This window comes from Bradyrhizobium sp. LM2.9 (assembly GCF_054056555.1).
In genome coordinates this window covers 6336258-6350208 of record NZ_JBSRYJ010000002.1, presented here as the reverse complement: position 1 = coordinate 6350208, position 13951 = coordinate 6336258, and the positions used below count along the sequence as shown (strand labels likewise).

11 protein-coding genes and 2 pseudogenes are annotated in these 13951 nt (G+C 64.3%); 10 read left to right on the top strand and 3 right to left on the bottom strand.

Annotated elements, in window-relative coordinates; translation table 11 throughout:
• Nucleotides 1-20: 20 nt before the first annotated feature.
• The 3 genes from ACVWW3_RS32665 (at nucleotide 21) to ACVWW3_RS32655 (ending at nucleotide 1809) form a co-directional block, all read left to right on the top strand.
• Nucleotides 21-356 carry a hypothetical protein gene (locus tag ACVWW3_RS32665; protein ID WP_247351555.1) on the top strand — a complete coding sequence of 112 codons (336 nt, stop codon included), beginning with the start codon at nucleotides 21-23 and terminating at the stop codon, nucleotides 354-356.
• A gap of 160 nt (nucleotides 357-516) precedes the next feature.
• Nucleotides 517-1188 (top strand): dienelactone hydrolase family protein, encoded by a 672-nt coding sequence (locus ACVWW3_RS32660; protein ID WP_456651925.1) that lies wholly within the window; start codon nucleotides 517-519, stop codon nucleotides 1186-1188.
• Between the two features lie 138 nt (nucleotides 1189-1326).
• A complete protein-coding gene (locus ACVWW3_RS32655; RefSeq protein WP_456651926.1) occupies nucleotides 1327-1809 on the top strand; it encodes a hypothetical protein in 483 nt (160 codons plus the stop codon).
• 1 nt (nucleotide 1810) lies between these two features.
• On the opposite strand, the gene ACVWW3_RS32650 is transcribed toward ACVWW3_RS32655, so the two are convergent.
• The 3 genes from ACVWW3_RS32650 to ACVWW3_RS32640 all read right to left on the bottom strand — a co-directional run bounded on the left by ACVWW3_RS32650 (nucleotide 1811) and on the right by ACVWW3_RS32640 (nucleotide 4036).
• A complete protein-coding gene (locus ACVWW3_RS32650) occupies nucleotides 1811-2557 on the bottom strand; it encodes a polysaccharide biosynthesis/export family protein (RefSeq protein ID WP_456651927.1) in 747 nt (248 codons plus the stop codon).
• A 358-nt stretch (nucleotides 2558-2915) separates the two neighbouring features.
• The gene (gene msrA / locus ACVWW3_RS32645) at nucleotides 2916-3572 is read right to left on the bottom strand and encodes a peptide-methionine (S)-S-oxide reductase MsrA (RefSeq protein ID WP_456651928.1); all 657 of its coding nucleotides are present in this window, start codon (nucleotides 3570-3572) and stop codon (nucleotides 2916-2918) included.
• Nucleotides 3573-3718: 146 nt separating this feature from the next.
• Complete coding sequence (locus ACVWW3_RS32640) at nucleotides 3719-4036, bottom strand: hypothetical protein (protein ID WP_007616084.1); 318 nt, start codon at nucleotides 4034-4036, stop codon at nucleotides 3719-3721.
• A gap of 401 nt (nucleotides 4037-4437) precedes the next feature.
• Here ACVWW3_RS32640 and rpsT point away from each other — a divergent pair, with 401 nt between their 5' ends.
• The 7 genes and pseudogenes from rpsT (at nucleotide 4438) to ACVWW3_RS32605 (ending at nucleotide 13745) form a co-directional block, all read left to right on the top strand.
• Entirely contained in the window at nucleotides 4438-4704 is a 267-nt protein-coding gene (rpsT, locus tag ACVWW3_RS32635) for a 30S ribosomal protein S20 (RefSeq protein ID WP_007598259.1), read from the top strand.
• A gap of 1250 nt (nucleotides 4705-5954) precedes the next feature.
• Nucleotides 5955-7368: pseudogene (gene dnaA / locus ACVWW3_RS32630) on the top strand (chromosomal replication initiator protein DnaA).
• 256 nt (nucleotides 7369-7624) lie between these two features.
• Nucleotides 7625-8743, top strand: a complete 1119-nt coding sequence (dnaN, locus tag ACVWW3_RS32625; RefSeq protein ID WP_247351542.1) for a DNA polymerase III subunit beta — start codon at nucleotides 7625-7627, stop codon at nucleotides 8741-8743.
• 257 nt (nucleotides 8744-9000) lie between these two features.
• Nucleotides 9001-9366: an endonuclease domain-containing protein gene (locus tag ACVWW3_RS32620; RefSeq protein ID WP_456651929.1), complete on the top strand. Its 366-nt coding sequence runs from the start codon at nucleotides 9001-9003 to the stop codon at nucleotides 9364-9366.
• Nucleotides 9367-9448: 82 nt separating this feature from the next.
• Complete coding sequence (recF, locus tag ACVWW3_RS32615) at nucleotides 9449-10585, top strand: DNA replication/repair protein RecF (protein WP_456651930.1); 1137 nt, start codon at nucleotides 9449-9451, stop codon at nucleotides 10583-10585.
• A gap of 120 nt (nucleotides 10586-10705) precedes the next feature.
• Nucleotides 10706-11449, top strand: coding sequence for a hypothetical protein (locus ACVWW3_RS32610; protein WP_456651931.1), 744 nt, complete (start codon nucleotides 10706-10708; stop codon nucleotides 11447-11449).
• A gap of 126 nt (nucleotides 11450-11575) precedes the next feature.
• Nucleotides 11576-13745, top strand: a pseudogene (locus ACVWW3_RS32605) (hypothetical protein).
• Nucleotides 13746-13951 lie beyond the last annotated feature (206 nt).

The following is a 13951-nucleotide window of genomic DNA, read 5'->3' as shown; positions in this document are numbered from 1 at the left end:
GGCGGACAGGAACACTGGCAATGAAGCGAGCGATGTTGGCGGCGGGCGCGGTGTTGCTATCGGTATCTGCGCAGGCCGAGCCGTTCGGCACCATGCCGCCGCGCCTCCCTTTTGTTGCGACCTTGTCGAACAATACGCCACTCGCTTTCGGCATGGACGCCGAGCAGACCGCGCGCGCCCTGGGGCAGCCGCTGCGATACGTCCGCGGGCGTCCCGGCAGCGAGATCTACCTCGCTTTGCGCAACATCGGCGGCAGCGGATTGATACCCTCTCGCCATCGCCTGTTCCTGCAATTCCGTCACGGACGGTTGGCAGGATGGAAGGAAGACTACGGCGAAAACTGGATGTGGGAGTGATCCTCATGGTGAGGAGGCGCGAAGCGCCGTCTCGAACCATGCAGGCCCCCGCTGCTACCTCTCGGCCTGCATCCTTCGAGACGCTTGCTTCGCAAGCTCCTCAGGATGAGGGATGCGAGCGGAGTTCGTGATCGACGGTCAACCAAAAAGGACAACCCGCGTGGGACAAGACATCAAATTGACGGCTTCCGACAATTTCCAGTTCGGTGCCTATCGCGCTGAGCCCTCGGGCACGGCGAAGGGCGCGGTGGTGGTGATCCAGGAGATCTTTGGGGTCAATCATCACATCCGCTCGGTCTGCGATCGCCTCGCCGGGGAAGGCTATGTCGCGATCGCGCCGTCGATCTTCGACCGGACGTCGCCGGGCTTCCAGTCGGGCTACACGCCTGACGAGATCGCGGAAGCGCGCAAGTTCGTCGCCAGCCCGGATTGGGAGGCGATGCTGCGCGACACGCAGGCGGCAATCGATGCGGTGAAGAGCGTCGGCCCGGTCGGCATTATCGGTTTCTGTCTCGGCGGCAGCATCGCCTTCGTCGCGGCGACGCGGCTGTCGGGCCTGAAGGCCGCGATCGGTTATTACGGCGGCGCGGTCGTGCGCTTTGCCGACGAGACACCGAAAGTGCCGACGCAGCTGCATTTCGGCGAGAAGGATACCGGCATCCCCCTGACCGACGTCGAGACCGTCAAGACCAAGCGGCCGGATGTCGAGGTCTTCGTCTATCCGGGCGCCCAGCACGGCTTTCATTGCGACGAGCGTCCGAGCTACGACAAAGCCAGCTCCGACATCGCCTGGCCGCGCAGCATGGATTTTTTTGCCAAGCATTTGAAATAGGGCCGCACTTGCTGCCGTCATTCCGGGATGCGTCGAGCGGCGCAGGCCCGGAATGAGGAGAGCAGGAATCGGGTGGCTGCAGCACGGCGCGCGGCGATAGAGCAGGCGGATCAAGCCAGCTCACGCCAGGAGACCGCCATGCAGCAGGCCATCACGCACCTCGACATCCGCAATCCGTTCGGAACCATGGACGTCCCCTCGCCCGATGATTCCGAAGTGACAGACTATGCCGCGACCGCCACGCTGTCCGGCGATGCAACCGACGGCAACGCGGCGGCATGGGCCTCCATCGCGACAATGTACGATCCGATCGAGGGCCGCTGGACGAGCCGCTGGAATGGCGGCGCCGATCCGACCATCGGCGGCGATACGGCGGAGAAATGGAAGCAGGGGCGCGCCGAGGTTCAGGTCAAAAGCGAGCGAATCTATCTGCGCTTCGACTGGGACGACGGTCGTCGGCACGGGCTGATCGATGCCGCGCGCGACGGCGCGGGTCGCCTGGTCGGAAAATACATCAACCTGACCACGCCGGCGATCACGCGGCCATGGATCGGGCTCGTGGTCGACGCCAACAGGATCGACGGATGTTTTCCGAACGGACGGCTGGATTTCAGGCGGTGAGCTAGAACCAGCGCTCGCCGATGAACACGGTGTCCCCGGGGGCCAGGGGCGCGCCGAGCGGGACGATAGCGCGCATGGAGCCACCGGCTTCGGTGTGCGTGACGGTGACAACGTCGCGCTTGGCGCGCGGCGAGAAGCCGCCCGCGATCGCGACGGCGCTTTCGACCGTCATGTTCGGTACGTAAGGATATTGTCCGGGCGCGGAGACTTCGCCGAGGATGAAGAACGGGCGATAGGCCTCGATCTCCACGGCCACGGAAGGCTCGCGGATGAAGCCGTTGCGCAAGCGTGCGGCGATGTCGCCGGCGAGGCCGGCCGGGGTACGACCGCGTGCCGGCACGCCGCCGATCAGCGGCATGGTGATGGAGCCGCCAGCGTCGATGGCGTAGCTGTTGGTGAGACCTTCCTGGCCATAGACCACGACGCGCAGCCTGTCGCCGGCATCGAGATGGTAGGAAGAATCGTAGCGGACCGGCGCCGCCATCGGTGCGGCGTAACCGACCGGCATGGGCGCAGGCGAAGAGGCAAAGGAATTGCGCAGAGCCCCGATGGCGCCGCCACCGTCGCCGACGACGACCGGCTGTGGCGCGTAATAGGGCTGGCCATAGGCCATGGAGTCGAGATCGGCGCGCGGCTGCATCACCGCGACGGGGCCGGCGGTCTGCATGCAGCCGCCAAGCGCAAGCGCGGCGGACGCTGCCAAGGACGTTGCCAAGATCGACCATCGAAACGCGCGTGCAACCGGCACCGGACCTATCCCTCGAAACGAGACAAATCCAGTGTTGCACCGGTTATGGTTAATAAAGCGTTGAGGCGGCGCGACGATGCCGCGCTGCGCTCCCTCTCCCGCTTGCGGGCACTGCTATCGCATATGGCTTTTTGGGCCAGCCTGAACGCGCGCCTCGTCCTTCGAGACGACCGCTCTGCGGTCTCCTCAGGATGAGGCTAATCGGCATCGGTGCCTGTTGAAATTGTTGCCGTACACTCCATCCTCATCCTGAGGAGCCCGCCTAAAGCGGGCGTCTCGAAGGATCGGCCGCAGGAAACTGCTCTCAAATGCCGCTGCCCTGCTCTTGCAGGAGAGGTACAGCGAGTTCGTCGCCAGCTTACGCGCTCACACCGACGCCGATCGGGCAGGACACGCCGGTGCCGCCCAAACCGCAATAGCCGGCGGGATTCTTCGCCAGATATTGCTGATGATAGTCCTCGGCAAAATAGAATTCGCCGGCGGGTGCGATCTCGGTGGTGATAGCGCCGAGACCTTTTGCGGCAAGCGCCTTCTGATAGAGCGCCTTCGATTGATCGGCCGCTTTCTTCTGCGCGTCCGAATAAGTGTAGATCGCGCTTCGGTACTGCGTGCCGACGTCATTGCCCTGACGCATGCCCTGGGTCGGGTTGTGGCTCTCCCAAAAAATCTTCAGCAACTTCTCGTAGGAGATCTTTTTCGGATCGAACACGACCAGCACCACTTCGGTGTGGCCGGTGCGGCCTGAGCAGGTCTCTTCATAGGTCGGATTCGGCGTGTGGCCGCCGGCATACCCGACGGCGGTGGCGTAAACGCCGTCGCCGAGCTCCCAGAACTTGCGCTCCGCGCCCCAGAAGCAGCCGAGCCCGAACACCGCCTGCTCGAGGCCTGCGGGATAAGGCGACTGCAACTTCGCGCCGTTGACGAAATGGCTGGTCGCGGTCGGAATAGCTTGCGCACGGCCGGGCAGCGCTTCCGTGGCGCTCGGCAATGCGGTGGTCTTGCGCATGAAAAGCATGATTGAATCTCCGCAACGAGCTGTCGGTCGCTTGAGACAGGTGCTCAGGCGGCGTGCTCGCGATCAGGTGGGAATATAGGGATCTACGCCGCAAGGGGCAGCCCTGTTACGCCGCGCGCGCCCGGCTCAGTCGGGGGATTGAAAGCTCAATCCCGGGAATAACCGATCAGCGGCTTGCGCGGGCGAAACAGGATCATCAGGAGGATGCCCAGAATGCCGAGGACGGCGAAAACCGGTTGATCCAGCACCAGGCGGATCACCGAGGTCCAGAGCCATGGCGCCTTGGCCTCGACCCAGGTCCGGAACGCCGTCTGGCTGGCCTGATTGATGTCGTTCCAGAACTGGCCGAAGCGGGTGAACCGCAGGGTCTGGTCAGCCACCCAGCGGGCGCCGTCATAGACCATGAAGATGAATCCGCCGGCGAGCAGCAACAGCCCAATCAGTCGGAAAAAGCCGCGGATCATGCTTCACCTTATATGGTCGTCCGATCGGACGATCCTCGTAACGCTGCCAGCCAATACAAGGGAGACGGCAGAAATTCAACCTCTTCAGGGCGTTACGGCACTCATCCAGGCCCTAGGGGCTGGTTTTCCAGCCCGGGAAAGCGTTGACGGTGCCAAAGACCCTCTCTATAAGGGCGCCAACTGGCGGCGGGCGCAATCCTGCCGCCGCTGTTCTTTGAGCAGTTGCAGGCTCTTTGGGCTTAGAGGCTCTTTGGGCCTCAGAGACAGCCGCAAGGCTGTCGCTCATGTTCCGGGAACAGCCTAGCAACCGAACACCCTGATTCCGAGCGTCGATTACGCGGTCAAGCAAGCCGGCGCTACCGACCAAGACGCGACCGGTACCCGCAAAGGACATTGAGACCATGGCCAATACCACTTCCGCCAAGAAAGCGACGCGCAAGATCGCCCGCCGCACCGCCGTCAACAAGTCGCGCCGCACCCAGATGCGCGGTGCCGTGCGTAACGTCGAAGAAGCCATCAAGACCGGCGACCGCGCCGCCGCTGTGACGGCGCTGGCGAATGCCGAGCCCGCTTTGATGCGCGCAGCCCAGCGCAACATCATTCACAAGAACAACGCCAGCCGCAAAGTCTCGCGGCTCACCGCGCAGATCGCCAAGCTCGCCAAGTAAGCCCGCGAGTAATCTGGCGAGTGACCTAGCAAGCCTTCGTTCGATCGGACGATCCGGTCGCACATCGCACGCGTCAAACAGCCCGGCATCACGCCGGGCTTTTTTGTTGCCAGCCATAGTCACGCAAGCAGTCAGGCGCGACCGACCTTCGATCGAAGGATCGCGGCGTCCACACCATTAGTTCTACCTGCGGGTGATTTTGCAACAGGGGAAACTTTTCACCGCGGTGCAAAAAGCCCTTGCGAGGCGGGCTCAAGTTGAATTCCTGCGCCTGCGCGTTCTTCACACCGTAGTTTCACCGGATCGCGCCAGGCGATGGAGTTACCCTGTGAAACGAGACTCAAAAAACGGTGTCTCGCTAATCACTTATCGACATAGTGACGCCAAGCATTTGGAAAAATCGCCCGCGCGTCTCGCCGCGTGACGCTTTTGTAAAGAATTTTTGGCAGTGGCGGAGAATTGTCACACAAGGCGCGGCTCTTTCGATTCTGTGCACGAATCCAAAACCTTGGTCTGAAGCCTGTGCACAAGTCGCGCGCGGCGTTAACGCAGATCAAGTTTTTTGGCGCCTCAAGTGTGAATCAATTTCGTTGCGAGTCCTTCGGCATAGTGTATTCCTTAAGGCGTCAGCGGCGCCCACGATCTTGAGACCAGCGCGGTATCGGAAACGGGGCGAGCGTGCAAATCGGCGGCGATGTGCACGTAAGCGACGCTTAACCCAGCGATTGTCGGTTCGAAACCCATAGCAATATGGGAACGGTAGTTCTTTGTCTGAATGTCTCCAAGCGGGATCTTCCCGCTCGCGCCCAGCGCAAAATGAGAGACATCTCGAGGCTACTCCGACACGCAGGATGGCGAAGCCGAGCGGACGACGAGTACAGACGGGCGCATCCGCGGCTGGAGCAATTCAGATGCGGTTGTTTTTCAGGCAGGACCTTGCCGTGAGCGATCGCGGCAGGACGGGGAGGTATCATGTCCTACGGATTCAACGCGGTGTTGACACAGATTCCATCGTTCGACGATGCCGTCTCCGATCCGTCCTGCGTTCAGCCCCCCTCGTGTGAGGGCGCGCCGAGTACGCGCTGACCTCGCGAACTCTCCATCTCCGACATCGCTGATCTGACCTCGCGGCGTTCGCGCCGAACGGTCGAGCTGTGCCCGACGATGGAATCGCTTGAGGTCGCGCCATGACGGGGAACCCCGCATGGCGTTCACAACGCAACCTTATCTCTCAAGAGAAGTTTTTAACGATGAACCCATCGGAACAGGATCGCTGGTCACGCGTGAAGAGCCGGCTGCGCACGAACGTAGGCGAAGACGTCTATACGAGCTGGTTTGCTCGCATGGATCTGGAAGGTGTGCAGGAGGAGAGCGTGCGGCTCTCGGTTCCCACGCGCTTCCTGAAGAGCTGGATTCAGGCGCATTACGCCGAGCGCGTGCTGTCGTGCTGGCAGGCCGAGATGCCCGAAGTGCATCGTATCGATCTCACCGTGCGTTCGGCCGTGCGTCCGGTCGTTCAGCAGAAGGAAGTGCCCGCGCCGGTTGAAGCACGCCGCTCGCCTGCGCCGGAGCTGCGCTCGACCGCGACCGCGCCGGTCTCGGCCAATCACGATGCGCTCGGCGGCTCGCCGCTCGATCCGCGCCTGACCTTCGCAAGCTTCGTCGTCGGCCGCTCCAACACGCTGGCGCATGCCGCTGCGCGTCAGGTCGCGGAGGGTCGCCGCGGCGATCCCGTCATGTTCAATCCGCTCTACATCCATGCCGGCGTTGGCCTCGGCAAGACGCATCTGTTGCAGGCGGTGACCTGGGCCGGCAATTCCGGCAACGAGCGCAAGGTGCTTTACCTGACCGCTGAAAAATTCATGTACGGCTTCGTCGCCGCGCTGAAGACGCAGACGGCACTGGCCTTCAAGGAAGCGCTGCGCGGCATCGACGTGCTCGTGATCGACGATCTCCAGTTCCTGCAGGGCAAGTCGACCCAGGCCGAGTTCTGTCACACCCTGAACGCGCTGATCGACGCCGGACGCCAGGTCGTGATCGCGGCCGACCGTCCGCCGTCCGATCTCGAAAGCCTCGATGATCGCGTGCGCTCGCGGCTGGCCGGCGGCCTCGTGGTCGAGATGGCCTCGCTCGGCGAGGAGCTGCGGCATGGCATTCTCAAGTCGCGCGTCGCGGCGGCCCGCGCCCATCACGCGACGTTCGAGGTGCCGGAGGAGGTTCTGACCTATCTGGCCCGCGCCATCACCCATAACGGCAGGGATCTCGAAGGCGCGATCAACCGCCTGCTCGCGCACTCGAAGCTCAACAACCGGCCGGTGACGCTGGAAATGGCCGAGCACGAGGTGCGCGACCTGATCCGGCCGCAGGAGCCGAAGCGCATCAAGATCGAGGACATCCAGCGTGTGGTGGCGCGGCAGTATAATGTCAGCCGCTCCGACCTGCTGTCCTCGCGCCGGACCGCCAACGTGGTCCGTCCGCGCCAGGTGGCGATGTATCTCGCCAAGACGCTGACCCTGCGCTCGCTGCCGGAAATCGGCCGCCGCTTCGGTGGGCGCGACCACACCACGGTGCTGCACGCCGTTCGCAAGATCGAAGCCCTGGTTTCCAAGGACACCGGCGCTGTCGGACGAGGTCGAATCGCTGAAGCGTCAGCTTCAGGAATAAACGCCCAGGTCTTTCCCCTTCCCCCCGCCGCCCCGGCCATGCCTGGGCGGCGGGCGTGTTTTTGCCTGTAAATCGTGGGGAACCATCCCGCGATCCCTTGAAACGGATGACTTTACGCGCCACCTTGCGCGACCCTGAAGGCTTTGGTCATATCGGCTGGATGATCCGGCTTTGGGGGTCTTCGGTACCGTGGCGCGCGTCCCGCCGCCCGGCTTTTCCAAATTTGTGTTTCCTTGGGGATCGGGCGAGTAGTGCAATGAAGGTTACGGTCGAACGCGCGCAACTCCTGAAGTCGCTGGGCCATGTCCACCGCGTGGTCGAGCGCCGCAACACGATTCCAATCCTCGGCAACGTGCTGGTCCGGGCCGAGAACGCGAAATTGTCGCTGAAGGCGACCGACCTCGACCTCGAGGTGACGGAAACGCTCGCGGCGGAAACCGCGACCGCAGGGTCCACCACCGTGCCGGCGCACATGTTCTACGACATCGTGCGCAAGCTGCCCGATGGTTCGCAGATCGTGCTCGAAGCCGACGGCGACCGCGCCGTGCTGGCGATCCGCGCCGGCCGCTCCCGTTTCACGCTGCAGACGCTGCCGGAGAATGATTTTCCGGATCTGGCCGCCGGCGACATGTCGCATTCGTTCTCGCTCGCCGCCAAGGACGTCAAGCGGCTGATCGACCGCACCCAGTTCGCGATCTCCACCGAGGAGACGCGCTACTACCTCAACGGCATCTATCTGCATGCCGCAGGCTCCGCCAATGCCGCGACCCTGCGCGGCGTCGCCACCGACGGCCACCGCCTCGCGCAGCTCGACCTGGTCCAGCCCAAGGGCGCCGACGGCATGCCCGGCGTGATCGTTCCGCGCAAGACGGTCAGCGAGGTGCAGCGCCTGATCGAGGACAACGAGGCCGAGGTCACGATCGAGCTGTCGCAGGCAAAGATCCGCTTTACCATCGGCAATGTGGTCCTGACCTCGAAGCTGATCGACGGCACCTTCCCCGATTACAGCCGTGTCATCCCGCAGGGTAACGACAAGGAGCTCGTCGTCGACAAGAAGGATTTTGAGAACGCGGTCGACCGCGTTTCCACCATCTCCAGCGAGCGCGGGCGGGCCGTGAAACTGTCGCTGTCGCCGGGCAAGCTGGTGCTGTCGGTGACCAACCCGGATTCCGGCAGCGCGACCGAAGAGCTCGAAGTCGAATACGCCTCCGACGCTCTCGATATCGGCTTCAACTCCCGCTATCTGCTCGACATCGCAGCCCAGATCGAAGGCGACGTCGCAACGCTCCGGCTCGCCGACCCCGGCTCGCCGACGCTGGTGCAAGACCGCGACGACAAGAGCGCGCTGTACGTGCTGATGCCGATGCGAGTGTGAGGGACGTGCTCCCGCGCGGACACCAGGTATTCGTATTCCGTCATGAACCAGGCGCGATGCGCCTTACCGCGCCCTCTCCCCTTGCGGGAGAGGGCAGCTCCGCTATTAGCCAAGATCTTACTCGGGTGAGGGGTCCTCTCGCGACACTTCCTGTGCGGAGACAACCCCTCACTCGCCGTCGCTGCGCGACGGCACCCTCTCCCGCAAGGGGAGAGGGGAAGAGCACCGCGTCCCAACAACATTCAGAATGAGCGCCGATGCCGCGCGGCTCGCATCATCGGCCGACTGCCAGGCATCTTCGCCAGTTCGCGAAGAGCATGCGGCACGAGCCAACGGATGCGGAAGCAGCTATGTGGCGCTTACTGAGGGATCGCCGGCTATCGGCCTACAAATTTCGCCGACAGGCTCCGATCGAGAACTACATTCTCGACTTCGTCTGCTTCGAGAAGCGCCTTGTGATCGAGATCGACGGCAGTCAGCACGCAGAATCAGGAAGCGATGCAGCGCGTGATGCGGCTCTCTCCGCTGAAGGCTTTGTCATCGCGCGTTACTGGAACAATGACGTATTACAGCAGCCCGCTTCGGTATTGGAGGATATCCTTGCAAAGCTCGCCGGGCGGTAAGATACCCCTCACCCGTCGCCTCACTTCGTGAGGCGCCACCCTCCCCCACAAGGGGGGAGGGATCAGAGTGTGCCCGCAAATCATGACCCCCTCCCGCATTCATCGCCTGACGCTGACGCATTTTCGCAATTACCGGGCGGCGGGGCTCGAGGCGACGGCTGACATGGTGGCGCTGGTCGGGCCGAACGGGGCGGGCAAGACCAATTGCATCGAGGCGATCTCGTTCCTGTCGCCGGGACGCGGCTTGCGGCGTGCGACGCTGGACGACGTTGCCGACAACCAGGGCGACGGCTCCTGGGCGGTATCTGCACAGGTCGAGGGCGCGCTGGGCCTCGCCACGCTCGGCACCGGCATCGATCCGCCGCGCGCCGACAGCCCGGTCAGCCGGCGCTGCCGCATCGATCGCGAACCGGTCAATTCGGCGGCGTCCTTCGGCGACCATATCCGCATGGTGTGGCTGACGCCGGCGATGGACGGGCTGTTCATGGGTGCGGCGTCCGAGCGCCGGCGCTTCTTCGACCGCCTGGTGCTTGCCATCGACAGCGACCATTCCAGCCGCATCTCGGCGCTGGACCGCTCGCTGCGCTCGCGCAACCGCCTGCTCGAGACGCGCAATTACGACGACCATTGGTGTGACGCGATCGAGCGCGAGACCGCGGAGCTTGCGGTCGCCGTCGCCGCAACCCGCGGCCAGACTGCGGCACGTCTCACCGGCATGCTGAATGCACGCGCGCAGACCTCCGCCTTCCCCTCGGCGCAAATCGGGCTCGACGGCTGGATGGAGAACGCGCTGCTGAACGAGACGGCGACGTCGGTCGAGGACCGCTACCGCCAGATCCTGCGCGACAACCGTCCGCGTGACGCCATCGCCGGTCGCACCACGGACGGTCCGCATCTCACCGATCTCCAGGTGATCTACGCGCCGAAAAGCATGCCGGCGCGCGATGCCTCGACCGGCGAGCAGAAGGCGTTGCTGATCGGATTGGTGCTGGCGCATGCGAGCCTGGTCGCCGAGATGACCGGCATCGTGCCGCTGCTGCTGCTCGACGAGGTCGTCGCGCATCTCGATCCCAGCAGGCGCGCAGCGCTGTTCGACGAGCTGCGCAAGCTCGGCGCGCAGGTGTGGCTGACCGGAGCAGATCCGGCCGCCTTCGCCGAGATCGGCACCGGGGGCGAGATCTTTGACATCGAGAGCGGACAAGTCAGCGCGCGTCGGTGAGCCGCCGCATTGAACCCGCGTGGTTCCGTCAACGACTAGCTGTCTGAGGCCGCGCCGGCAGTGTCGCAGCGCTGCCATCGCGCAATGACACTGATGCGCGCGGCATTCCTGGAGAATGAGATGCGGACGGTAAGGTCCGGGGTGCAAGCCCCGGCACGATGGCGGGCGTTTGCGTGCGGCCTCGTCTTGCTCGCGACGTGCATGCTCGCGGCAAGCGCCGGCGCCTGGATGCCGCATCTGTCGCCGCTGTTCTCGGCCGACCTCACGCCGGATCCCGATGCCAAGCTGCCCGCACCGACGCGCTACAGTTTTAGAGGAATTCACACCACCCTGATGCGGGGCGTTGAAGCGCCGCTCCGCGTCAAGCTCGAAGCCACCGTGCCCGCCGAGCTCGGCGACATTCTCGCCTTCTACCGTGCGGAGCTTGGAAAGCTCGGCTGGCAGGAGCAACACGATAACGCTGTCGTCTCCGCCGATCACGTCCAGCTCACCTTCGCCTCCCCGCTCGGGCCGGCCATGCTGGAACTCGGCCGCAAGGACAGCAGCACCTCGGTCCAGCTCGTGCAGAAGAACTCGGACATTGCAGCCAGGGCGAACGTCATGCCCGAACCGGGCCAGGCGAAGCTGGCGTTCAGTAACATCGGTGAGACGGAAGCCGTGCTCGGGATCAACGAGCGGATCATCAAGCGCGCCGCCGGCGCCAACGCGGTCTCGCTGGATCTGCTGCCCGGCAGATATTCCTACGAACTGGGCGTGCCCGGCCGTCCGGCCCACACCAACATCCTCACCGTCGCGGCCGGCGATGCCTGGGAGCTCACCGTCGGGCGCGACGGCGAGGCATGGTCGCCGCTTCAGCTCTATTGAGACCTCCGAGATCTTTGAACCTGCCCGCTTCCTGAAGCGACTTCTGGTCTGAGACCGCGCCGACGGTGGCGCAGCCGTTGCAATCGCACGCGCCAAAGCGCCGCGCGGCATCCTGGAGACGTAACCATGTCGATGATCCCGCGCGGGACGCAAGTCCCGGCACGATGGCAGCTGCTTGCATGCGGTCTCTTCCTGATGGCGAGTTGCTCGATCGCGGCCGGCGCCGACGAGGGCATCGTCGACGTCCACGCGCTGCCGCAGCTCGAGGGCGCGGTGGAAGACACCTTGCGCCCCGATCCCTATCGCGTCGAGTATCGCGTGCCGACGCCGCAGGCGGTGACACTGCCGGCGGTCCAAAAACTCCTGAGCGCCAACGGCTGGGTGCCCTATGTGATGCCGCTGGAGGAGAATAGCAGCCTGCTGAAGTTCAAGAAGGGTCGGCAGGGCCTTTTCGTTCATTTCACGCAGGCGCTCGGCCGGCCCGACCAGTCCGTGGTTTACTACACGACCGACCGGATCTACGGGAACGTGCCATTTCCGGAAGGCGCAAGCGACATCGTATTTGACGGGACGCGGCCCTATCTCGACTGCATCGCGTCGACGCCGCTCGATGCAACGTCGGACTTCTACAGCAGCCAGATGGCTGCGATCGGCTGGCAGAAGCTCACGCCGGAAACCGCTGCGCGCTGGACGACCAGCCTGGATGAAACCGTTCCCAACGGCCTGCGCGCGTTCTACGCGCACGCCGATAGCAAGGAGACCGGCTTTTATCAACAGAAGCCCGTGATGCTGACGCTGACGCGCCGCGACGATGGCCGCACCAAAGTCGATATCCGGGTCGCGCCCTTTGCGCTACCCAGCGAGCTCAAAAGCGGATAGCGATCTGGCCGGCCTGCCGCGACCGAGCCCGACCAAGACGGCCAAGGGCCTCGGCAGCGCAAGCTCCGACAAGCGCGAAATGTCAGCCGCCGCGATGGCCGAGCTGCCCGCCGTGCTCGCTTTCTATCATCGCGAGCTCGCCGCGCGCGGCTGGCAGGAGGACGGCAGCGCGCCGCGCGCGCCCGGCGACGAGGTCGCGATCAGGATCTCTTCGGCTGAGGAAACCGGCCTGCTGCGGCTTGGCCGCAAATACGATTTCACCATGGTCAGCCTGACCGCGCAGGTGAAGGAATCCGCACTTGCCGCCCGTGCCCAGGCGAAGAAGGAGGCCGACGAGAAGTTCCTTGGGGATGCGTTAGGTGCGGCCAAGCAGCTCATCACCGCCGACGACGCAAGACGCAAGGTGCAGGCGGCCGCGCTGTCAGATGCGCCGCTGAATGCACTGGCCGACAGCAAGACGCCGGTGCCGCTGCCTGAAACCGCCGAGGGCGTGAAGTTCGAAGGCGGTGCCGGCCGGCTCGAATTCGCTTCCACCTCAAGCGTCAAGGCGCTCGCCACGTTCTACCGGGCGCTGCTGAAATCAGCAGGCTGGAAGGAGCAGCCGTCCGTCATCAACCAGCCGAACATGGCGGTAATGGAGTTCGCAAAGGGTGGCAAATCGATCTCGATGACCGTAATGCAGATGGGGCCGAAGGTGAATGTCAGCGCCAACGGATCGGGCCTGGTGATGGCTGCAGCGAAGCCCGCCCAGGCCAAGCCGGGACAGGTCGAGTCGGTGCAAGCCAAGCCGGCCGAGCCCCTCACGCTCGATCCCGATTCCGCCCTGCCGGTGCCGACGCAGCACAGCTCCACCGGGGTTAGCTCCACGAAATTCCCCGGCAGCGACCAGTCGTTCCGGAGCGAGCTCGAAGCCAGCATCCCCGCCGCGCTTGGCGACGTCCTCGCGTTCTATCGCACGGAGCTGACCAAGCGCGGCTGGCAGGAGAAGGCCGACGGCGCGACTGTGACCGCCGAGCGGGCGGAGCTCGCGTTCACCTCGCCGGAGGGACCGGCCGTGCTGAAGCTCGGCCGCGCCAGGGACGAGACAATCGTCAGCCTGGTGCAGCGGAATCCGCAGGCCGCGGCCAAGGCCGACATCATGCCGAAGGCCGGACAGGCCAGGCTGATGCTCGGCAATATGGGGCCGAAGGAAGCATCGCTGACGATCAACAATCAAACCGTGAAGATCGCGGCCGGCGCCGGCGGCCCGCAGTCGCCGAAGGGCCCGATGCTCGATCTGCCGCCCGGCAAGTACCAGTACGCGCTGCGTCTGGCGGGACGCCCTGCCCGGACCGAGACCCTCACCGTGGCCGCCGGCGATGCCTGGGGCCTCCTGGTGGGGCCAAGCGGAGACGTGCTGCCGCTTCAGATGTATTGAGCCTGCAAGGCCGTTCCGGGGCGTTCCAAGCGCCTCGGAACGCCCCTCGTCCCCGCAAAATCCACGTCTTCCACGGCCCGAAACTGCTTCTCGAATCGCGCTTTTTCCAGCGCCTGGAATCGGCCTTCGAAAGCCTTGAAAACCGGCCAAAAAATCCTATCTGATCAAGGACTTGCCGGGAGATACTTTGCGCTAGGCGCAATCCG

Coding starts and splice junctions, on each gene's coding strand:
- ACVWW3_RS32620 (WP_456651929.1), top strand. CDS start 9,001: ATGCCGCGCGGCTCGCATCATCGGCCGACTGCCAGGCATCTTCGCCAG.
- rpsT (WP_007598259.1), top strand. CDS start 4,438: ATGGCCAATACCACTTCCGCCAAGAAAGCGACGCGCAAGATCGCCCGC.
- ACVWW3_RS32610 (WP_456651931.1), top strand. CDS start 10,706: ATGCGGACGGTAAGGTCCGGGGTGCAAGCCCCGGCACGATGGCGGGCG.
- dnaN (WP_247351542.1), top strand. CDS start 7,625: ATGAAGGTTACGGTCGAACGCGCGCAACTCCTGAAGTCGCTGGGCCAT.
- ACVWW3_RS32665 (WP_247351555.1), top strand. CDS start 21: ATGAAGCGAGCGATGTTGGCGGCGGGCGCGGTGTTGCTATCGGTATCT.
- ACVWW3_RS32640 (WP_007616084.1), bottom strand. CDS start 4,036: ATGATCCGCGGCTTTTTCCGACTGATTGGGCTGTTGCTGCTCGCCGGC.
- msrA (WP_456651928.1), bottom strand. CDS start 3,572: ATGCTTTTCATGCGCAAGACCACCGCATTGCCGAGCGCCACGGAAGCG.
- recF (WP_456651930.1), top strand. CDS start 9,449: ATGACCCCCTCCCGCATTCATCGCCTGACGCTGACGCATTTTCGCAAT.
- ACVWW3_RS32655 (WP_456651926.1), top strand. CDS start 1,327: ATGCAGCAGGCCATCACGCACCTCGACATCCGCAATCCGTTCGGAACC.